The organism is Pseudomonas sp. 478 (assembly GCF_003254125.1).
GTDB lineage: Bacteria > Pseudomonadota > Gammaproteobacteria > Pseudomonadales > Pseudomonadaceae > Aquipseudomonas.
Genome location: NZ_QKZG01000003.1, coordinates 629,761 through 651,726, shown reverse-complemented (window position 1 = coordinate 651,726; position 21,966 = coordinate 629,761). Strand labels below are relative to the sequence as shown.

Here is a 21,966-nt window from a genome sequence, read left to right as displayed (position 1 = left end):
GAGCACGCTGCCGTTGACCGGAGCGTCTTCGGAGGTGGTCACGGTTTCGCTGATGTCGGTGAAGCTGTCGTCGACCGGGGTGACGCTGATGTTCAAGGTCGAGGTGACGTCAGAACCGGAACCGTCGGTGACGGTGTAGCTGACTGTAGGCACCGCACCGTTGTAGTTGGCCGCCGGGGTGAAGGTGTACGCCCCGTTAGCTCCGATGACCAGGGTGCCAACGTTGGCAATAGTCGCGGTGCTGCCGGCGGCGTAAGTGGTCTCACCGACGGTGAAGTTGACCACGCTGACCGCACCGTCGACGCTCGAGGTCCCGGTGAGGACGCTGCCGGTCACCAGAGCGTCTTCGCTGGTGGTCACGGTTTCGCTGGCATCGGTAAAGCTGTCGTCGACCGGGGTGACGCTGATGTTCAAGGTCGAGGTGACGTCAGAACCGGAACCGTCGGTGACGGTGTAGCTGACTGTTGGCACCGCACCGTTGTAGTTGGCCGCCGGGGTGAAGGTGTAGGCGCCGTTAGCTCCGATGACCAGGGTGCCAACGTTGGCAATAGTCGCGGTGCTGCCAGCGGCATAGGTGGTCTCACCGACGGTGAAGTTGACCACGCTGACCGCACCGTCGACGCTGGAAGTACCCGCCAGCACACTGCCACTGACTGGAGCGTCTTCGGAAGTGGTCACGGTTTCGCTGACGTCGATGAAGCTGTCATCCACAGGGGTAACATCAATGTTCAAGGTCGACGTGACGCCAGAGCCAGAGCCGTCAATGACGGTATAGCTAACCGTCGGCACCGTGCCGTTGTAGTTGGCCGCCGGGGTAAAGGTGTAGGCGCCATCGGCCGCAATGACCAGGGTGCCGACATTGGCAATGGTGGCGGTCTGGCCGGCTGTGAAGGTGCCATTGACGCCGGCGATGCTGAAGGTGGACACGCTCAGGACGTTGTCTATGTCGCTGTCGTTACTCAGCACATTGCCGATCGCAGGGGTGTCTTCTGCGATGGTTTGTGTGTCTGCAGTCAAAACGCTCGGATCATCGACCGCCGTCACGGTGAGATCCAGCGTGCTGGTCAAGCCGGTGTTGGTGGTGTAGCTGACTTGCGGTACAGCGCCGTTGTAGTTGGCGTCCGGAGTAAAGCTGTAGTCGCCATTGGTGCCGATGGTCAACGAACCGACGCCGACGATGGTCGCCGTCTGGCCTGCGGTGAAACTACCGGCCATGCCGGCGACGGTGAAGCTGGCGACGCTGAGTGGCGTGTCGGCATCGCTATCGTTGTTCAGTACATTGCCGGTCGCGACGCTGTCTTCGGCCTGTGTGCCAGTATCCGCGGTCAGTACGCCCGGAGCGTTGGTGGCCGTGGTGTTCTGATTGCCGATATTGAGTGTGGTGGTTGTGGCAGTGGAATCAGGACCGTTGGTTGGGAAGCCAATGGTCGGGTCGACCCGGCCAGCGGTTGCATCCAGCATCACGAAGCTGTGGCCGCCACCTGCCGCGCCGCCTGTGCCGGCGGCCGTCGGGCCGGCCGCAGTGGCTTCAAGATCGGTCGTCGGGTCGGCGCCGGCAACGATGGCTTGCTGCAGCTCTTTAACCGATGGCGCGGCTTGTTCAGTGGCTTGTGCAAGGTCAGCGCTGGAATCCGGCGCGCTGCCGCTCCACTGAGTGTCGCGGCCCAGGTCCAGGGTTCGGCCGTCAGCCAGTTCAAGCGTAACGGCGCCCGCTGCGCCGGTGTCTACCTGATCGCCGACAAACAACCGATCCCCTTCAACGAGTACGCGGCGAATGCCCTCTGGGGACACCGCGAAAACCTGACCGACAATGCTTTTGACGATGGCCACAACACTGCTCATAAGACTCTCCGGGTGTCGCATTCAGTTGACTTCCATGAACCTGGCGGCGTGTTTGCCAAACAGTCTGGACGTTCATTCAAGATATAAGAGGCACAACTTTGACGCGGGTATTAGTCAATAAATTGGCTATATTTTTTCGATATAAACTTTATGCCAAACTATTGACCTTGTGCCCGCCATCCTAAACACTCGCTTCCGTAATGTCACATTGATATTTAAGTGCTGGCACGTGCCAGAGAGTGTGATGCAGTTCCAAAATGCAATTTTCCGACATACGGTCATTCCGGATGTCATCATCCGATGCAGCGGCACGATCTGCAGTGACTCAAGACAAGTAAATCCTGGAAATTCCAACCATGCGTTTGCACCTGCTCAAGGCTTTACCCTTCGCCCTTGCCGCCAGTTTCGTTCAGGCGCAATCCCTACCGGAAGCCATGCAACAGGCATTGGATGTCCATCCGGAGATCCAGGCAGGCGTTAACAGTCGATTGGCCGCGGATTATCAGTTAAAGGCCGCAAAAGGTGGATACCTCCCGCGGGTCGATCTGCTGGGCGGCTATGGTCGCGAAGGCACTGACAACGTCACCACACGTGCCGCCGGCAACAACAATCACTGGGAAAACCTGAATCGCAGCGAGTCGAGCGTGCGGTTGTCGCAAATGGTTTTCGACGGTTTTGCGACGTCGAGTGAAGTGGGGCGTCAACAAGCCACCGTTAATTCCCGCGCTTACTCCTTGCTGGGCACGTCCGAACGCACCGCGCTCACTGTCGCTCAGGTGTACCTCGACGTACTGACCCGCCGTGAGTTCGTGCGTCTGGCGACCGATAACCTGAAGAACCACGAACGGACTTTCGACCAGATCAAGTTGCGCACCCAGCGTGGCGTGGGCAGCGGCGCCGACCTCGATCAGGCCGAAGCGCGTATGGCCCAGGCCCGCAACAACCTGATTACCGAACAGACCAACCTGGCTGACGCCGAGACCAACTTCCTCAGCGCCGTTGGCCAGATGCCCGATCAACTGGAGCGTCCTTCCGATTTCATGGCGCTGTTGCCGGCCAGCCTGAATGAAGCCCGGGCGCAGATGCTGGAAAACAGCCCGATCCTGCGTTCCGCCGAATCCGACATTGCCGCTGCCGAGAAACAGTACGCAGCCGCCAAGTCGACCTTCTACCCGCGCTTCGATGCCGAATTGGGTCGCACTGCCGACAACGATATCGACGGCCAGAACGGTCACAGCAATGAATGGCAGGCCATGTTGCGCATGCGCTTCAATCTGTACTCCGGCGGCAGCAACAAGGCTGATCTGGAAGCCAAGTCTTACCTGTCCAACCAGGCGCTGGATATTCGCAACAACGCCTTGCGCGTGTTGAACGAAGATCTGGGCCTGGCCTGGAATGCCTTGAACAACGCCAATGCCCAAGTGCCGATCGCCCAGCAATATGTCGATCACAGCACCCGCGTGCGCACCGCCTATCAGAGGCAGTTCAGTCTCGGTGAGCGCACCTTGCTCGACCTGCTCGACAGTGAAAACGAGCTATTCTCGGCTTCTCGTCGTCTGGCGGAGATCAAGAACATTCAGTTATTTACTCAATACCGAATCAAGGCGACCATGGGCGAGTTGCTCAAAAGCCAGGGAGTGGTCGCACCGTTGGCATCCGTTGTGCAAAACGACGTGAAGCCCAAGGTTCAACTGCCCGGTCTGAACTGAGCAGAACCTTCATTGTTCAATTGTTAGCCAAGAGTGCCGAGCGTGGAATCAGAAGTCAGTCGAGTTCAACTCATTCATGATCCACGCGCGCTGCACGACGATCCGTTACTGGACGGCTTGCTGGCTCTTTGCATCCTGCATCAGAAACCGGCCAGCGCCGCGATGTTGACCACCGGCCTGCCGTTGCCCAAGCAGCGCCTGACTGTTGAACTGCTGCCCCGCGCGGCCGCTCGCGCCGGCCTGCAAGGGCGGGTGCTGGTGCGCAAACTGGAGCAGATCCCGGCGATTGCCATGCCGGCGCTGTTGCTGCTCAAGGATGGTCGCAGTGCCGTCCTTATTGGTTGGCACGGTGACGACCAGGCGCGCCTGCTGCTCAGCGAAAGCGATGGTGGCGAAAGTGTCGTCAGCCGCGAACTGCTGGCCGATGACTACATCGGCAAAGTGTTCTTCGCTCAACCCCAGCACAAATTCGACGTCAATCACGGCACGCTGATTCCGCGCGCGCGCTCGTGGTTCCGCGACACCCTCAAGCGTTCGCGCTGGCTGTACGCCGACGCCATCGCCGCCAGCTTCCTGATCAACATCATTGCCATGGCCGCGCCGCTGTTCGTGATGAATGTCTACGACCGCGTCGTGCCGAACCAGGCCGAATCGACCCTGTGGGTGTTGGCCATCGGCATCACCGGGGCGTACCTGTTCGACCTGATCCTCAAGAGCCTGCGCAGCCTCTGCCTGGACCTGGCCGGGAAGAAAACCGACCTGATCATCTCGGCCACGTTGTTCGAGCGCATCGTCGGCATGGCCATGAAGTACCGCCCCGCACGGGTCGGCAGCTTCGCCCAAAACATCCATGAGTTTCAGAGCCTGCGCGACTTCCTCGCCTCGCTGACCCTCACCAGCTTGATCGATCTGCCGTTTACGTTGCTGATCTTCATGGTCATTGCAATTCTCGGCGGGCATCTGGTGTGGATTCCAGTGCTGGCGTTCCCGATTGCCCTGCTAATCGGCTATGCCTTGCAGAAGCCGCTGGTGGCGACCATGGAGCGAACCATGGCCCTGGGCGCCGAGCGGCAGTCGAGCCTGATCGAAACCCTCGCCGGTCTCGATGCAGTGAAGGTCAACAACGCCGAAAGCGAACGCCAATATCAGTGGGAGCAAACCATCGGCACCCTCAGCCGCCTCGAACTGCGGGTGAAAATGCTCTCCGGACTGGCGATGAACATCACCTTGCTGATCCAGCAACTGGCCGGGGTGATCATGATCGTCTTCGGCGTGTACCAGATCATCGACGGTCACCTGAGCATGGGCGGTTTGATCGCCTGCTACATGCTCAGTGGCCGCGCACTCAGCCCGCTGGCCTCGCTGTCTGGCCTGCTGACGCGTTACCAGCAAGCGCGGGTAACCATGACCTCGGTCGATCAGATGATGGAGCTGCCGCAAGAGCGCAACTTCGATGAACGCCCACTGAGCCGCAATGTGCTGCAAGGGGCCATCGAATGCCGGCAGATGAACTTCACCTACCCGAACCAACAGAACGCAGCGCTGAAGAACATCAACCTGATCATCAAGCCTGGCGAGAAGATCGGCATCATCGGGCGCAGCGGCTCGGGGAAAAGCTCCCTGGCCAAATTGCTCGTAGGCCTTTACCAGCCTGACGATGGCGCGCTGTTGGTGGATGGCGTCGATATCCGTCAGATCGACGTCAGCGAATTGCGCCACAACATTGGCTACGTGGCCCAGGACATCCAGTTGCTGGCCGGGACCCTGCGCGACAACCTGGTGTCGGGCGCGCGCTATGTCGAAGACGAAATGGTGCTGCAAGCGGCCGAGCTGGCCGGTGTCCACGAATTCGCCCGTCTGCACCCACAGGGTTATGAACTACAAGTCGGCGAGCGTGGGCAGAACCTGTCGGGCGGTCAGCGCCAGAACGTTGCCCTGGCCCGTGCGTTGCTGCTCAACCCGCCGATCCTGCTGCTCGACGAACCGACCAGCGCCATGGACAACACCGGCGAAGAACGCCTCAAGCAACGCCTCGCGGCGGTGGTTGAAAACAAGACCGTGGTGCTGGTGACGCACCGGGCTTCGCTGTTGTCGCTGGTGGATCGTCTGATCGTCATCGACCGCGGGCAGATACTCGCCGACGGCCCGAAAGCCGCAGTGATGGAAGCGTTGAAGAAGGGGCAGATCAGTGTTGCTTAAGTCGGGTTTCAAAAATTCGATCGGCCGTTATTTCAAAGGCTCCGATTCGCTGCATGGCCAGCCACTTCCCGAGGTCAACAAAGCGCTGATCGAAGACGCCCCACGTGTGGTGCGGCTGACCATCTGGGCGATCATCGGCTTCTTCGTGTTCCTGCTGCTCTGGGCCAACTTCGCCGTGATCGACGAAGTCACCAAGGGCGACGGCAAGGCGATTCCCTCGTCCAAGATCCAGAAAATCCAGAACCTTGAGGGCGGTATCGTCTCCGAGTTGTTCGTGACCGAAGGGCAGATCGTCGAGGCCGGCGCACCGCTGATTCGCCTGGACGACACGCGATTCGCCTCCAATGTCGGCGAAACCGAGGCCGATCGACTGTCGATGCTGCTGCGAGTCGAACGCTTGAGCGCAGAAGTCGATGACCGTCCGCTGAATTTCCCGGCGGATGTGCTCAAGGCCGTGCCCGGTCAGGCGGCCAGCGAGGAGTCGCTGTACATCAGTCGCCGTCAGCAGTTGCACGATGAAATTGGTGGTTTGGAGGAGCAGTTGATCCAGCGTCAGCAAGAGCTGCGCGAGTTCACCTCCAAACAGTCGCAGTACCGTAGCGGTCTCGCGTTGCAGCGTCAGGAAATCAACATGTCCGAGCCGTTGGTGGCCCAGGGCGCGGTATCGCCGGTTGAAGTGCTGCGACTCAAGCGCGCCGAGGTTGAAACCCGCGGGCAACTGGACGCGACCACCCTGGCCATTCCTCGCGCCCAATCGGCGATCAAGGAAGTGCAGCGCAAGATCGACGAGACTCGTGGCAAATTCCGCAGTGAAGCACTGACTCAACTCAATGAAGCACGCACTGATCTGAACAAGGCCCAGGCCACCGGCAAGGCGCTGGAAGATCGGGTCAGCCGGACGCTGGTCACCTCGCCGGTGCGCGGCATCGTCAACAAGTTGCTGGTCAATACCATCGGCGGTGTGATCCAGCCGGGCAGCGACCTGGTGGAAATCGTGCCGCTGGACGACACCTTGCTGGTAGAAGCGAAAGTTCGCCCGCAAGACATTGCCTTCCTGCATCCGGGGCAGGAAGCGACGGTGAAGTTCACGGCTTACGACTACACCATTTATGGGGGGCTGAAGGCCAAGCTTGAGCAGATCGGTGCTGACACCATCACCGACGAAGACAAGAAAACCACCTACTACATCATCAAGCTACGCACCGATCGCAGTCACCTGGGGACGGATGAAAAGCCATTGCTGATCATCCCGGGGATGGTGGCTTCGGTGGACATCATTACTGGCAAGAAGACTGTGCTCAGCTACCTGCTCAAGCCGATCATTCGCGCGCGGGCCGAGGCGCTGCACGAGCGGTGATTTCTGTCTGGGGTTGATGGCCCTTTTTCGCGAGCAAGCGGCGTCAAATAGCGTCGTTTGTGAAAAAGTCATATCCCTTTTCGACTTGCCCATTGATTTGAATCAAGCATGCAAAGGTGCAGTAGCGGCATATTGATATCGGCATAAGACCGATACTTCTACTAATAAAGAGACAGGCCGCATGCAGATATTTCAAATGTCTTCGCAAAGTCCTGCTGCACGCTTCAGCCCTTTCTGCGTGCCGTTGCGATTTCATCCAACCAGTTATTGACCCCTCATTTCGATCAACTCGACCGCATACGGAAATCGGCTGGGTTTGCCTCGCCGAGCGCCTGATATTTGGGAAGGATCCCAGCCCCTCATCGCTTCCCATTCAGTAGATCACCGCCATGTCGAACCGTAAGGATCTCTCGCAAGTCTTCACCCAGACCCTGGAGCAAAGCGTTGACAGTGTCGTGGTCATCGACAGTCAAAACCGGATCATTCTGTTTAATGAGGCCTCGGAAAAGCTCTGGGGTTACGGCCGTGACGAAGTCTTGGGCCGAAATGTCGAGCAACTGGTCCCGAAACTGATTCGACCCCTGCACGACGGTTATATCGAAGCGAACCGCCGTACCGGCATCAATAAAATCGTCGGCACCAGTCGCGATGTGTTGATCGAGTGCAAGGACGGCTCCCGGCGATGGGGGTCAATGTCCATTTCCAGGATCGACACTCAGGGGCAGATCCTCTACGCCGCGTTTATCAAAGACATTACCCGGCAACATGAAGAGCAGCGCCGGTTGTACCTGTTGTCATTGGTGGTCGATACCACCGAGAACGCGATCATCATTACTGACGCGTCAGGAGCGATCATTTACGTCAACGATGGCTTCACGCAAATGTTCGGTTACAGCGCGCAAGAAGTGCTCGGCAGGACGCCAACCGAAGTGTTGGCGCCGTACTTCACGCCTTCGCGCATTGCAGCGATCCGCCGTCAGCTCGTCAAGAATGATGCTTATCATGGGCAGGAATTCGGTTATGACCGGGGCGGCCAACGTGTGTGGTGTAACGTCACCACCTACCCGGTACAGGACTCTCACGGGCAACTGACCAATACCGTGAGTGTGATGATCGATGTGACCCACACACGGATGCATGAAGTGCTGCGCCATAAGATGCTGGAAGCGATGGTTCATGAAGAGTCGCTGGTAGCCTTGATGAACCTGGCGTGTGTGGAGGTGCAGCGAATTGCACCGGAAGTGATTGCGACGGTATTGCGGGTCGATGGGCAGGGGTTGCTGCATACGTTGGCGGCTCCTGGTCTTCCGGCCGCTTATTCCAAGGCGCTGGATGGGACGGTAGTCGGGCCCGAGTCCGGTTCTTGCGGGGCGGCGGCGTTCAGTGGCGAATCGGTCATGGTCAGCGATATCGCTTCTCACCCGTTCTGGGAGCAATTCCGTGATCTGGCGCTGCCACTCGGTTTGAAGGCCTGTTGGTCAACGCCGATAAAATCCAGCGACGGACGAGTGTTGGGCACGTTCGCGTTTTATTACCGCGACTCGCGCGAGCCGAGCCCACTTCACTATTTGTTGGTCGATGCGTGCATCCATTTGTGCGCCCTGGCATTGGAGCGTGAGGAGTCGCGCCTGCACATACGCCAATTGGCGTTCTATGACGACCTGACGGGGTTGGCCAATCGCAACTTGTTGCATGCCCGGGCGGAACAGGCCATTGCTCAAGCTTCGCGGCATCAATCGAGTCTGGCTGTGGTGTTTATCGATCTGGATCGATTCAAGCAGGTCAACGACTCCCTTGGACACCCCGCCGGGGATGAGTTCTTGCGCGTCATTGCTCAACGATTGTCCGAACGTCGGCGAGGAAGCGATATTGTCAGCCGGCTATCAGGTGATGAATTCGTTCTGGTCCTGCCGCAGTGCACGTTGGCGCATGCCACCGACTTGATAGAACAGATGAGAGGGCAACTGAGCGCTCCGTGCCAGATCTCAGGTGTGACCCTCAAACCGTCGGTGAGTATCGGCGTCAGTATGTTTCCGGATGACGGTCGTACGATGGAGGTGTTGCTGCATCGTGCCGATATGGCGATGTATCAAGCCAAGACCAGCGGCCGCGGACGTGTCTGTTTTTTCAGTGACGGATTGGATCAACTGGCCCAAGGGCGTTTGCGTCTGGAGGCAGCTTTACGTGAAGCCATTGATGGCGAAGCCCTGCATTTGGTTTATCAGCCGCAGATCGACCTTGGCGGATCCGAGCTTTATGGCATTGAGGCCCTCGCGCGATGGACTCATCCTCAATTAGGGGAAGTCTCGCCCGCGTGTTTTATTCCGCTGGCGGAAGAATGCGGCTTGATCGGTGAGTTTGGTTTATGGGTATTGCGTGAGGCCTGCCGTCAATTGGCGACTTGGCGGCAGCAAGGGCTGCGGGTGCCGACCGTGTCGGTGAACATGTCGCCGACCAATTTCCATAATCGCAATCTGTCGAGCATCATCGCCAGGACACTTGAGCAACATGGTTTGCAGGCAAAGGACCTGACGCTGGAGATTACTGAAAGTGTTCTGATGGACACCAACCCCGACACCCTGACCACGATTGAAGAGGTGCATGCGCTGGGTATCAGCCTGGCGATGGATGATTTCGGTACGGGTTATTCCAGCCTGAGTTACTTGCGTCGTTTGCCGATTCAGGAACTTAAGCTTGATCGTAGTTTTGTGCATGACCTGGAAAGCGACGCAACCAGTCAGGCACTGAGCGAGGCCGTCATTCGCATCGGCGAAAGTTTGCAATTAAGAGTAGTGGCTGAGGGGATCGAGACATTCGAGCAACAGCGCATTCTGCAAAATCAGGGTTACCGGATCGCGCAAGGATTCCTGATCTCCAGACCCTTGGCGGCGGAGGATTTGGGTTGTTGGCTGGAAAAACACTATGCGTTCATCTAAGTACGCCAAAAGCCATATCGTTATTCGCTAACGGTATTTAAATTTCAGTTCTTATACCTATAAAGTTATTCTCCTGCGTACCTGCCGACCAATCGGCGCGCCGCACGACACGAACCAACACGGGACCTCCGTGAGTTTCTTGATCGACGCGCGCGCCCTTGAGCGTGCCGTGCGTGGGAGTGATTTATGTCTGCAGCAACGGCTTCCCCAAGCGCCGCGAACATCGCGCCGCAAACCTTCGACATCCGCCCGTTCAGTGGCGCCGTCGGTGCCGAAATCATCGGCCTCGACCTGTCCCGCCCGATCAATGATCAGGACTTCGCCCGCATCCACCGCGCGCACCTGGATCATCACGTCGTGGTGTTCCGCGATCAGCGCATTACCCCCGAGCAACACATTGCCTTCAGCCGCCGCTTTGGTGTGTTGCAGATCCACGTGCTCAAGCAATTCCTGCTGGCCGGGCACCCGGAAATCCTCATCGTTTCCAACATCATCGAAAACGGCCAATCCATCGGCCTCGGTGACGCTGGCAAGTTCTGGCATTCCGACCTTTCCTATAAAGAACTGCCAAGCCTGGGTTCGATGCTGCACGCCCAGGAGCTGCCGTCCGAGGGCGGCGACACGCTCTTCGCCGACATGCACAAAGCCTGGGACAGCCTGCCCGAAGCGCTGCGCAAAGCCGTCGAAGGCCATTCAGCCGCGCACTCCTACACGGCGCGGTACAGCGAGACCAAATTCGAAGGCAACTGGCGCCCGACGCTGACGCCCGAGCAACTGGCTCAGGTGGCTGAAGTGGTCCACCCGATCGTTCGGACTCACCCGGAAAACGGCCGCAAGGCATTGTTTGTCAGCGAGGGTTTCACCACCCGCATCGTTGGTTTGCCAGAAGACGAGAGCAAGCAACTGCTCGACGAGCTCTACGCCCACAGCGTACTGCCGCAAAACATCTACCGCCATCAATGGCAGGCCCACGACCTGGTGTTCTGGGACAACCGATCGCTGATTCATCTCGCCGCCGGATGCCCAAGCTACCTGCGCCGCAAGTTGTATCGCACCACCATCCAGGGCGACGCGCCTTTCTGATTTGTCGGAGAAACTCTCATGTCCAAACGTCTTCTATTTGCACCGTTGGCCGCGGCTATAGGCCTGGGTTTCAGCTTGATCGCCGGCAGCCTGGTGGCACCGACAGTGGCCCACGCTGAAGGTGAAATCCGTATCGCCGAGCAGTTCGGCATTGTTTATCTGTTGCTCAATGTGGTGCGCGATCAGAACCTGATCGAGAAGTACGGCAAGCAGGAAGGCATCGACATCAAGGTCGACTGGACCCAGCTCTCCGGCGGTGCGGCGGTCAACGATGCGTTGCTCTCCGGATCCATTGATATTGCCGGTGCGGGTGTCGGTCCGCTGCTGACCATCTGGGACCGCACCCACGGCAAGCAAAACGTCAAAGCCGTGGCTTCCCTCGGCAACTTCCCGTACTACCTGGTGAGCAACAATCCCAAGGTCAAAACCATCGCCGACTTCACCGAGAAGGACCGCATCGCGGTGCCGGCGGTCGGCGTGTCGGTGCAGTCGCGCATCCTGCAATACGCGGCTGCCAAGCAGTGGGGCGACAAGGAATTCAATCGCCTCGACAAGTACACCATCGCCGTTCCGCACCCCGACGCCACGGCGGCGCTGATTGCCGGCGGCACCGAGTTGACCGGGCACTTTTCCAACCCGCCGTTCCAGGATCAAGAGCTGGCCAACCCTAACGTCCACGTTGTGCTGAATTCCAATGACGTGCTCGGCCCGAACTCGCCGACGGTGCTGTTCGCTACCGAGAAATTCCGTGACGAGAACCCGAAAACCTATCAGGCGTTCGTCCAGGCGCTGACTGAGGCGGCCGAGTTTGCCCAGAACGATAAAGGCGCAGCGGCGGACACGTACATCCGCGTCACCAAGGCCAAAATCGACCGTGCCGCGTTGCTGAAAATCATCGATAACCCGCAGTTCGAATTCAGCGTCACGCCGAAAAATACTTACCCGCTGGCAGAATTTCTCTATCGCGTCGGCGCGATCAAAAACAAACCGGATTCGTGGAAGGACTACTTCTTCCAGGACGCCAAACCGCTGCAAGGGAGCTGACCGAGATGAACGCCCCTTTGCAAGGCCACACGGTCAGCAAACCGATCGCGGCAGCCCAAGCGCTGCTGTCGGTCGACAATGTCAGCCTCGAATACCGCACGCCTCAGCGGGTGGTTCGTGCGACCCATCAGGTCAGTTTTGAAATCGATCCGGCAGACCGCTTTGTGCTGCTCGGCCCATCCGGTTGCGGCAAATCAACGTTGCTCAAGGCGGTCGCCGGGTTCATCCAGCCGTGTGAGGGGGAAATTCGTCTCCAGGGGCAAACCGTTCATGCCCCGGGGCCGGACCGGATCGTGGTGTTCCAGGAATTCGATCAACTGCCGCCGTGGAAAACCGTCAAACAGAACGTGATGTTTGCGCTGCTGGCCTCGAAAACCCTCAAGCGCAAAGAAGCCGAGGAACGAGCGCTACACTACCTGGACAAGGTCGGTCTGGCGGCGTTTGCCGACGCCTACCCGCATACCTTGTCCGGCGGCATGAAGGCGCGGGTGGCGATTGCTCGTGCACTGGCCATGCAGCCGAAAATCCTCTTGATGGACGAACCCTTCGCCGCCCTCGATGCGCTGACCCGCCGCAAGATGCAGGAAGAATTGCTGCTGCTCTGGGAAGAGGTGCGTTTCACACTGCTGTTCGTCACGCACTCCATCGAAGAAGCGCTGGTGGTGGGCAATCGAATCCTGCTGCTGTCGCCGCATCCGGGGCGGGTGCGGGCGGAAGTCCACAGCCATCAATACGACTTGCACAGCCTCGGCGGCGTGGCCTTTCAGGAGTCGGCGCGGCGCATTCATCGGTTGTTGTTCGATGAAGGTCAGTCCCGGGAACCCGAGCGCGAGCTGGATTTCTCCGACATCCGCATCGCTTATTGAGCCATTGAGAGGAGTGCCCGATGAGCCTTTTATCATCCCCGCGTGAAGAATTTGAAACGGTGTTGCAGCCGCTGACGAGTGTGCCGCTGCAGCGTGAATTACCCCTCGCTCAGCGTCTGTGGCAACAAGGCTGGTTACGTAAAAGCCTGATCCTGATTTTGCTCGCCGTCCTGTGGGAGGTGGTTGCCCGCGTTCAGAACAACGACCTGCTGCTGCCGAGTTTTCTGCAAACCGGCAGCGCGCTGTACGACGGTTTGCTCAGCGGCGAGTTGCTGGGCAAGGTGTGGATTTCGCTGGTGGTGTTGCTCAAGGGTTACCTGATCGGCATCGTCCTGGCGTTTGCCCTGACCACGTTGGCGGTGTCGACGCAGTTCGGCCGCGACCTGCTGAGTACGTTGACCTCGATGTTCAACCCACTGCCGGCGATTGCGCTGTTGCCGTTGGCGCTGCTGTGGTTCGGCCTGGGGCAGAACAGTCTGATTTTCGTGTTGGTGCATTCAGTGCTGTGGGCCTTGGCGTTGAACACGTATGCCGGGTTCCTCGGTGTGTCGGAAACCCTGCGCATGGCCGGGCGCAATTACGGCCTCAAGGGCATGCGTTTCGTGCTGTTCATCCTGATCCCGGCAGCGCTGCCATCGATTCTCGCCGGGCTGAAAATCGGCTGGGCCTTCGCCTGGCGCACGCTGATCGCCGCTGAATTGGTGTTCGGCGCCACCAGCGGCAAGGGCGGCTTGGGCTGGTACATCTTCCAGAACCGCAACGAGCTGTACACCGACAAGGTGTTTGCCGGGTTGGCGGTGGTGATCCTGATCGGCTTGCTGGTGGAAAATCTGGTGTTCAGCACGCTGGAGCGGGTTACGGTGAAGCGTTGGGGAATGCAGCGCTAGATTCTGTGGTATTTGATCTGGCCACTTCGCGAGCAAGCCCGCTCCCACAAGGATCTTCAATGGATGCACATTTTCCGTACGACAAAGAACCCTGTGGGAGCGGGCTTGCTCGCGAAGGGGCCAGACCAGCCAACACATCGGCCGGGTGTCGCCACCGATCTGGATGTCGCCGAAGCCGCCGCCCAGGTAGCGGCCATTGAATCGCGTCTGCCGGCGCTGGAGCAGCGCCAGTCGCAACTGATCAACGCCTTGAGCCTATTGATGGGCGAGCCGCCGAAAGTACCCCACACCGTCATGACGGGAAGAACAATTCAGCGCTCTGAAAATTTTGTCCTTTTTGAAACATCACATTTCTATCCAATGACACCCATCCGCTTGACGTCCACCCACGCTGTCATAGACTCCGCTCATCCGTCAGGGAGTTACGGTTATGCGGCGTGTTTGTTTGTGGGTTATTGGATTGACCTTTGTAACGTGCGTAGTACAGGCGCAAACGTCTGCGCCCGATGATCCGCTGCTGGACAGCAGCGCCAGTGCAAACGCCAGCAGTGAGGCCCGCGGTGTGCTGCGTGCCCGGGATCAGGCGGTGCTCGCCAGTGAGTTGTCCGGGCGTATTGTCGAGTTGCCGTTCAGTGAGGGCGAGTCGTTCAAGAAGGGCGACATCCTGGCGCGTTTTGATTGTTCGGCTTATCAGGCCCAGCTCAATGCGGCCCAGGCTGCCAGCCGTGGCGCCGGTGAAGAGCTGTCCCACAACAAGCAGTTGGCGGCGTTGAATTCGGTCGGGCGTTTTGAAGTGGCGCGGGCCGAGGCCAAGGTCAGCGAGACTCAGGCCCAATCTCAGGTTTATCAGGTTCAGGTCAAACGCTGCAGCGTGCTGGCGCCGTTCGATGGTCAGGTCGTCGAGCGCAAGGTCAAGCGTTATGAAAGCGTCGCTGCCGGCACGCCGTTACTGGACGTGGTCGACAACCGCACCCTGGAAATCCACCTGCTGGTGCCGTCACGCTGGATGGCCCGGCTCAAGCCTGGCCAGACCTTCAGTTTTGTTCCCGATGAAACCGGTCAGCCACTGGATGCCACGGTCAAACGCCTCGGCGCGCGGATTGACGAAGGCAGTCAGACCTTGCTGCTGGTGGCGACGCTTCCCAACGCCAACGGTTTGCTGGCCGGCATGAGTGGCACGGCGCGTTTCGCGGAGTTCAAGTGAACGCTCCGGTCACAGGTGGCGCCGAACAGGTGTTCGCAAGGTTTCTGGATCTCGAACGCCTGACCCGCGCTGCTCGCACGCCTGCGCAACTGGCCTACAGCCTGGTCAATGACGGTCAGGCGCTGTTCGGCTTTCGCCACGCGGCGCTGTTGATTGCCGGCAAGGTGCAGGCCGTGACGGGCGTCAGTGCGGTGGAGCCCAATGCGCCGTTCGTGGCGTTTGTCGAGCAAGCCGTGGCGCAGTTGTTCAAGCTCGAGGTGCTGAAACAGGCGCGGGTGATTCCGGCGAATATTCTCAGCGAATCGATTCAGGCGGACTGGCAAAGTCTTTGCGCGGCTCAGGTGTTCTGGCTGCCACTGATCGATCACCAAGGTGAGGTGTTTGGCGGTCTGTGGCTGGCGCGGGATCTGCCGTGGAATCCTTCCGAGCAAGTGTTGCTGTCGCAATTGGGTGACACCTACAGCCATGCCTGGCTGGCGCTGCAACCACGCAAACCGTGGCGGCTGCGCTGGACGCGAAAGCGGCAGGTGGCGCTGGTCGCGGTGGTATTGCTCGGGCTGCTGATTCCGGTGCGCCAATCGGTGCTGGCTCCGGCCGAAGTCGTTCCGCTGGGTGGTCGAGTCGTTGCGGCGCCGCTGGACGGGGTGATCGCCGAATTCCTGGTCAAACCCAATCAGACGGTGAAAGCCGGCGACCTGTTGTTGCGCTTTGAAAGCACCACGCTCAGGGCCCAGGCCGACGTGGCCGAGCGCGCCTTGGGCGTTGCTGAGGCTGAGCTAAAGGCTAATTCCCAGCGCTCGTTCGCTGATGCTGAATCGAGTTCACGAATCGATCTGCTGGCCGCGCGAGTCGAGCAAAAGCGCGCTGAAAGGGATTACGCCCGCGAACTGCTCAAGCGCAGCGAAGTACGCGCCGAGCGGGGCGGCATTGCGGTATTCGCCGATGCGGAACGCTGGACCGGTAAACCGGTGCAGACCGGCGAGCGGCTGATGGAAATCGCCGACCCGACCCAGGCTGAGTTGCGCATCGAACTGGCGGTGGGCGATGCGATTTCGCTGGAGCCGGGCGCGCAAGTCGCACTGTTCCTCGACAGTGACCCGTTGCAACGGCATCTGGCTCGACTTGAACGCGCGGCGTACGAAGCACAACCCACGGCCGGCGGCCAGCTGGCTTATCGTCTCGACGCCAGTTTCCAGCAGACGCCACCGCGTATCGGGTTGCGCGGGACGGCGAAAGTCTTCGGTGACCGTGCGCCGCTGGCGCTGTACCTGTTACGCAAACCCCTGGCCGGTTTGCGCCAGAGCGTGGGCCTTTAGATGAGCCTGCCGAACCTGCGCGCAGATTTGCAGCTGACGCCTGCATCACCGGCGCTCGATGGCTCGCCGCGCTGGACCCTGGCCGATCCGGTGCGCGGTCGATACTTCAAACTCGGCGTGGCGGCGATGCGCCTGCTGCGCCATTGGTCCTTGGGTGATCCCGAACAGGTGCTGCGTGCCGCCAACCGCGAGCCAGGTTTGCCGCTCGATAGCGCGGAGCTTGAGCAATTGCTGGGCTTTCTGCGCAGCCACGACCTGATCACCGCCCTCGATCCGCAACAGCGCGCCAGTTACAGCCTCAAAGCGGCCGCTCAACGCCAGTCGCTGTGGCAGATCTTGCTGCACCAATACCTGTTTTTCCGTATTCCGCTGTGGCGCCCGGACGCTTTTCTCAATCGCGCCTGGCCATGGCTGGAGCGCTTCGGCCCGCGAGCATTGCGCTACGGGTTGCCAGCAACCCTGGGGCTCGGCGTGTTTCTGGTGTCCCGGGACTGGCAGCGCTTTATCGCGACCTTCCCGCATTTGTTCAGCCTCGGCGGCGCGCTGGCGTTCGGCGTGGCGCTGTTCTTTGCCAAGCTCTGTCACGAGTTCGGTCACGCTTTCATGGCCAAGCGCGCCGGTTGTCGAGTGCAGAGCATGGGCGTGGCGTTCATGGTGTTGCTGCCGATGTTTTACACCGATGTCAGCGACGCCTGGCGGGTCAATGATCGCCGTGCGCGGCTGCTGATTGGCGCCGGTGGCGTGCTGGCGGAATTGCTTTTGGCGAGCCTCGCGCTGCTCGCCTGGTCGCTGCTGCCAGACGGTCCCGGACGCACGGCGGCTTTCATGCTCGCCAGTGCTACCTGGATGACCACGTTGGTGATCAATCTCAACCCGTTCATGCGCTTTGATGGCTATTTTTTGCTCAGCGACTATTGGCAAGTCGACAACCTTCAAGGGCGTGCGTTTGCCCTTTGTCGCTGGCGCTTGCGCGAGTTTTTATTCGGTTACGGCGCGCCGGCGCCGGAGCCTTGGTCGCCGAAGATGCAACGGCGCTTGCTGATCTGGGGTTACGGCTCGTGGCTGTGGCGCGCCGCGTTGTTTTTCGGAATTGCGCTGGCGGTCTACCACCTGTTCTTCAAGGTGTTGGGGATTTTCCTGATGCTGGTGGAACTGGTGTGGTTCATCTTCCTGCCGATCATGAGTGAGTGGCGGCAATGGTGGACGCGCCGCGAACAGGCGCATGCGCCTCGGGTGCTGCTCAGCGGCCTGGCCTTGCTTGGGCTGTTGCTGATGCTGGTGGTGCCGTGGCGCAGCGCCGTGGAGTTGCCGACGATGCTGGAGGCTGGTCGCGCCAGTGCCTTGCACGCGCCCGTCGCGGCGCGGGTCAAAACGGTGAATGTTCACGATGGTGAAGCGGTTACCCAGGGCCAAGTGCTAATCGAACTGGAATCCCCGGACCTGGATTCGCGCCAGGCCATCGTTCGTCGTGAAATCCAGATCCAGCAGTTGCAGATGCGCCGCCAGGCCAGCCGCAGTGAAACCGCCGCCGACGCCGGTATCGTCGAACAGCGCCTGGCCGAGGCGGTCGCCGAATACCGAGGCCTGGCCGCCCAGCGTGAGCGCCTGCTGCTGCGAGCGCCCCACGCCGGCAAGGTGCGCGATCTGTTGCCGCAGTTGGCAGTCGGTCGCTGGTTGTCGAGCAAAGATCCGCTGGCGCGGGTGGTCGAAGACGGCGCGCGGTTGCGTGGTTATCTGGCCGAAGTCGAGCTCTGGCGCGTCGCCACGGGCGCCAGCGGACGCTTCATCGCCGACGATCCGATGCACCCGGCGATCGCCGTGCAACTGAGCGAAATCGACACCAACGGCGCGGAATTTGTCGATCAGGAAGCGTTGACCTCCGATCACCATGGGCCGATTGCCGTGCGCCGGGATCAGCATCAAAGAGCGGAGCCGGTACAGGCTCAATATGGGGCGCGGTTGAGCGTCCTCGAAGAGGTACCGACGCCGGTGCAACCCTTGCGCGGCATTGTGGTGCTGCAGGGGCGAGGCGAGTCGTTGCTGGGTGTCGCCTGGCGGCGTCTGGCGGCGCTGGGCGTAAGGGAAAGCGGTTTTTAAGGAGCGCTGCGATGGCAAATACCGATTCAGTGGCGGCCGATGGCTTGGTGGTTCGGCCTTCACGGGCCAGCGATGGGGCTTTTTTGCAGAGTCTTTATCAGTCGGCGCGGCCGGATCTGCAATGGATTGATGGTGAGCAAGAGGTGGTTGAGCAGGTGGTGGCCCAGCAGTTTCGAGTGCAGGAGCAAGGTCTGGGGGACCACTTCCCCAACGCCATGCATTACGTGATCGAGAAGCTCGACACGGCCATCGGTGCGCTGACCACCGATTTTGGCCCGAATGAAATTCGTGTGCTGTACCTGGCGTTCATTCCAAAGGCTCGCGGCCAGGGCTATGGCCGCAAGGTGCTGCAAGGTGTGCAGAAAGCCGCGCAACAGGTTCGTTGCCCGGTAGCGACGGTGGTTTGGGCCAACAATCCCCACGCGCGCCAGCATTACCTGGCGCTGGGGTTTCAGGTCGAAGAGCACAACCCGGCGGCGGAGCGGTTGGTGTGGTATCCGCAGGGCTGAGCCCACCACCGACCCTGTGGGAGCGGGCTTGCTCGCGAAGGCGTCATCACATTCAACATCAACTTTGAATGATCCACCGCATTCGTCGGAACGCCGCCCGGAGCAAGCCCGCTCCCACATTGTGATCTTCATGTGTTCAGTTGAACGCGATGTAGAAATACCCCAAGCCCGGGTCACGACCCATGGCCGGCACCCGGGAGACAAAGATGTTTTCCACCTGACCCAGTTCCGGCAATTCCAGCGAACACAACCCATCGACAAACTCTGTGGGTTTCAAGCTATTGAACTCGACGCTGAACGGCATGCGCTCGTTGTTGGGCATCCGCGAGCGGGGTGTTTCTTCAAGGCTGTCGATATGGATCGGCAATTCACTTCCATCCGGTAGCCGCAGCGTTCCTGTCTTGCCCAGCAGCGCCTGAAAGTGTTGGCTTTGAACCTGATGCAGCATGGTGTTACTCCAGAATTGAAAGTGGCCGGGGGATTTGAATCCCCCGGCGGCTCCTCAGTTGCGCGAAGGGAACAACCCGTTCAAGGCGATGCTGAAGTTGAGCACCAGGAAGGGGTTCATCGTTTCCATGGGCAGGCCGTTACCGGCGGACGAGATTTCTCCCGTGACCGTGGTGGCCACGCCTTTGAGTGGCACGGCTGAAGCGCCTTGCGCGTCGGAGTAGATGCTCGCCGAACCCGGGCCGCCGCCCGAGGCTCCGATGTACGAGTTGGTCGCGGTCGGGTTGGTGACCGGGTTGCTCGCCGGGCTGGCCAGTTGCAGGGTGGTGGCGGCCGTGAGCCCGGACAAGGCGTGGGTGTGATTGGGCAGGTTGGTGATGGTGGCGGTGACGTTCTCGGTCCCGGAGAATTCACCGATGACGCGCGGGGTCAGGCCCAGGCCGTTGCCCTGTGCCATCGGCAGACGGCCTTGCAGGTTGGGTAGCATGAAATTGGTGGTGCCATTGCCTCCATAGTAGGTTCCCAGCAGTGAGAAAAGCGCCTGGTATTGCGAGATCCCCAGTGTCTGGCCGTTGCACAGGGCCCAGCCGTTGGGGGCAAAGTTAAAGGCGAAAGACTGAACAGTGCCCATGAATACTTCCATAGTTCCTCATCCCTCAGGGTTAGTTGTCTGGCGCGCCACGCGGGTGGCCCGGGCCCCCGGGCAGATCGTTGCGAACAGCCGATTCCTTTCATCTCCGTGGCTGGGTCACGCCAAGCCAGAGCGTAGTAGATCCACATGGCTGCCGAATGTCGTTGGTCGCAAAGCCAGCATCGACGACGGTGCTGTCGCTGTCCTACAGTGATTGCAAGCTTCAAGTTTTTTCACCGGCAGTCTCGAGGGGGGGCAATGGAGGCGCGCAGAGAAACGCCGCTTGACGGCACCCAAGGCTCCCACGCGGCACCCGGCGCCTGGGCGAGTGTTCAACGCTTGCTGCGATGGGTGCGCGAGCATTGGCTGCTGCCGATCCTGGCATTGGCCGCACTGGTGCGTTTTTATGACCTGACCGCGGCGGCGATTTGGGGCGATGAAGGTTCCAGTCTGCTGCTGAGCCAGTATTCGCTGGCCGGGATCTGGGTGCATGCCGCCCATGATGTGCATCCGCCGCTGTATTTCATGCTGCTGCATGGCTGGATCGAGCTGTTCGGCGATGGCATTTTTTCGATTCGAAGCCTGAGCGCGCTACCGGGGATTGCCACCGTGGCGCTGGGCGTCTGGCTGGTGGACTTGCTCGCCACTCGCCGCGCCGCGTTGTTGGCCGGCGTCCTGTTGGCGCTGCTGCCTACCGCCGTGCGTTACAGCCAGGAAGTGCGCATGTATTCGTTGCTGGGGCTGTGGCTGATCGGTGCCACGATTGCTCTGGTCTACTGGATCAAACACCCCGGACGTAAACGCTATCTGGTGATTTACGCACTGCTGATGAGTGCGGCGTTCTACACCCATTACTTCACCGCCCTGTGCGTGCTGTGTCACTGGCTGTATCTGGGGCTGATCCGCGTACAGCCTGGCTATCGTTTGCGGCATATCCAGCAGCCCGGCTGGTGGTGGGCGAACGTGGCGATTGTGTTGGTGTACTTGCCGTGGGTGCCCAACCTGATCGATCTGATTCAACACATGGATCAACTCAAAGCCAATGGCGATGTGGGGTGGGAGACACCGGTGACGTTCGCCTCGTTGCCTTCGATGATCTGGTCGTTCCTGATCCAGGACGATGGCGAGTCCCTGACTGCACCGATGTTCATCACGTTGCCCTTGGCGTCGCTGGCCCTGGTGTGGGTGGCGCTGGCGCGGGATCGCAGTGTCATTCGTGGCAGTGCGTTGGTGGTGATCTACACCGTTTTGCCGTTGTTGCTGGTGTTTTCGGTGTCGTTCATCTCGCCGGTGTTCATCGAGCGTTACCTCACCGCGTATGCCCTCGGCCTGCCGATGATTGCCGCATTGGCCATCGATCGCCTGTACGCGGTCTTCCGGGTGTTGGCGTTGACGGTGTTGGTGTTGTTTGTCGGTGTCGAACTGGTGGGCCTGAACAACAACGCCACGGTCGATACCAACGATCAGATCAGCGTCATGGTCGACTACGTGAATCAGCACTTCGTTGCCGGTGACCGGATCGTCACCAGCGACTTGCTCTGGTACCTCAGTTACGTCTATTACAACCGCACCGACGCCAAACCGCTGCTGTACACGCCACCGTCGGCCAAGGGTGTTTCGAGTCGGCCGAATGCCTATGGTTTCGGCACGCTGGTGACCCAGGACATTTACCTCGACAGCCTCGGCGATTTGCCCAAAGGCACTGGTCGAGTGTGGTTGATCGGTACCGTCGGTGTGCCGGACGAATTCGCGCCGTTGCCCGCAGGCTGGCAGAACGTTGGCGAAACACAGGCGGGTGGTGCCAACGCGCGCTTGTTCGTGTTGCATTGAGCCTGTAAC

17 protein-coding genes are annotated in these 21,966 nt (G+C 59.9%); 14 read left to right on the top strand and 3 right to left on the bottom strand.

What is annotated here, in order from left to right; all coding sequences use genetic code 11:
* A partial coding sequence (locus DFS28_RS09790) for a retention module-containing protein (protein WP_132834321.1) occupies positions 1-1,842 on the bottom strand: 1,842 nt, incomplete at its 3' end.
* 356 nt (positions 1,843-2,198) lie between these two features.
* Between DFS28_RS09790 and DFS28_RS09785 the strand changes: the two genes are divergently transcribed.
* The 13 genes from DFS28_RS09785 (at position 2,199) to DFS28_RS09725 (ending at position 19,049) form a co-directional block, all read left to right on the top strand.
* The gene (locus DFS28_RS09785) at positions 2,199-3,551 is read left to right on the top strand and encodes a TolC family outer membrane protein (protein WP_111449557.1); all 1,353 of its coding nucleotides are present in this window, start codon (positions 2,199-2,201) and stop codon (positions 3,549-3,551) included.
* A gap of 42 nt (positions 3,552-3,593) precedes the next feature.
* Positions 3,594-5,750: a type I secretion system permease/ATPase gene (locus tag DFS28_RS09780; RefSeq protein WP_111449556.1), complete on the top strand. Its 2,157-nt coding sequence runs from the start codon at positions 3,594-3,596 to the stop codon at positions 5,748-5,750.
* Positions 5,740-7,107 carry an HlyD family type I secretion periplasmic adaptor subunit gene (locus tag DFS28_RS09775; RefSeq protein ID WP_111449555.1) on the top strand — a complete coding sequence of 456 codons (1,368 nt, stop codon included), beginning with the start codon at positions 5,740-5,742 and terminating at the stop codon, positions 7,105-7,107. The genes DFS28_RS09780 and DFS28_RS09775 overlap by 11 nt, the downstream gene beginning before the upstream one ends.
* Before the next feature lie 389 nt (positions 7,108-7,496).
* Complete coding sequence (locus tag DFS28_RS09770; protein ID WP_111449554.1) at positions 7,497-10,043, top strand: EAL domain-containing protein; 2,547 nt, start codon at positions 7,497-7,499, stop codon at positions 10,041-10,043.
* Positions 10,044-10,229: 186 nt separating this feature from the next.
* On the top strand, positions 10,230-11,126 hold the full coding sequence (locus DFS28_RS09765; RefSeq protein ID WP_111449553.1) for a TauD/TfdA family dioxygenase: 897 nt from the start codon (positions 10,230-10,232) through the stop codon (positions 11,124-11,126).
* Positions 11,127-11,144: 18 nt separating this feature from the next.
* Entirely contained in the window at positions 11,145-12,170 is a 1,026-nt protein-coding gene (locus DFS28_RS09760) for an ABC transporter substrate-binding protein (protein WP_111449552.1), read from the top strand.
* Positions 12,171-12,175: 5 nt separating this feature from the next.
* Complete coding sequence (locus DFS28_RS09755; RefSeq protein WP_111449551.1) at positions 12,176-13,036, top strand: ABC transporter ATP-binding protein; 861 nt, start codon at positions 12,176-12,178, stop codon at positions 13,034-13,036.
* Between the two features lie 20 nt (positions 13,037-13,056).
* Entirely contained in the window at positions 13,057-13,923 is an 867-nt protein-coding gene (locus DFS28_RS09750) for an ABC transporter permease (protein WP_111449550.1), read from the top strand.
* Between the two features lie 63 nt (positions 13,924-13,986).
* Positions 13,987-14,433: a hypothetical protein gene (locus tag DFS28_RS09745; protein ID WP_111449549.1), complete on the top strand. Its 447-nt coding sequence runs from the start codon at positions 13,987-13,989 to the stop codon at positions 14,431-14,433.
* Complete coding sequence (locus DFS28_RS09740) at positions 14,354-15,127, top strand: efflux RND transporter periplasmic adaptor subunit (protein WP_111449548.1); 774 nt, start codon at positions 14,354-14,356, stop codon at positions 15,125-15,127. Before DFS28_RS09745 ends, DFS28_RS09740 begins: the two co-directional genes overlap by 80 nt.
* Positions 15,124-16,443 (top strand): efflux RND transporter periplasmic adaptor subunit, encoded by a 1,320-nt coding sequence (locus tag DFS28_RS09735; RefSeq protein WP_111449547.1) that lies wholly within the window; start codon positions 15,124-15,126, stop codon positions 16,441-16,443. The genes DFS28_RS09740 and DFS28_RS09735 overlap by 4 nt, the downstream gene beginning before the upstream one ends.
* Positions 16,444-18,540, top strand: coding sequence for an efflux RND transporter periplasmic adaptor subunit (locus tag DFS28_RS09730; RefSeq protein WP_111449546.1), 2,097 nt, complete (start codon positions 16,444-16,446; stop codon positions 18,538-18,540).
* Positions 18,541-18,551: 11 nt separating this feature from the next.
* Positions 18,552-19,049 carry a GNAT family N-acetyltransferase gene (locus DFS28_RS09725; RefSeq protein WP_111449545.1) on the top strand — a complete coding sequence of 166 codons (498 nt, stop codon included), beginning with the start codon at positions 18,552-18,554 and terminating at the stop codon, positions 19,047-19,049.
* 136 nt (positions 19,050-19,185) lie between these two features.
* On the opposite strand, the gene DFS28_RS09720 is transcribed toward DFS28_RS09725, so the two are convergent.
* The gene (locus DFS28_RS09720; RefSeq protein WP_111449544.1) at positions 19,186-19,497 is read right to left on the bottom strand and encodes a hypothetical protein; all 312 of its coding nucleotides are present in this window, start codon (positions 19,495-19,497) and stop codon (positions 19,186-19,188) included.
* Between the two features lie 54 nt (positions 19,498-19,551).
* Positions 19,552-20,139 carry a phage tail protein gene (locus DFS28_RS09715; protein WP_111449543.1) on the bottom strand — a complete coding sequence of 196 codons (588 nt, stop codon included), beginning with the start codon at positions 20,137-20,139 and terminating at the stop codon, positions 19,552-19,554.
* Positions 20,140-20,385: 246 nt separating this feature from the next.
* Between DFS28_RS09715 and DFS28_RS09710 the strand changes: the two genes are divergently transcribed.
* Complete coding sequence (locus DFS28_RS09710) at positions 20,386-21,957, top strand: glycosyltransferase family 39 protein (protein WP_111449542.1); 1,572 nt, start codon at positions 20,386-20,388, stop codon at positions 21,955-21,957.
* Positions 21,958-21,966: the final 9 nt, after the last annotated feature.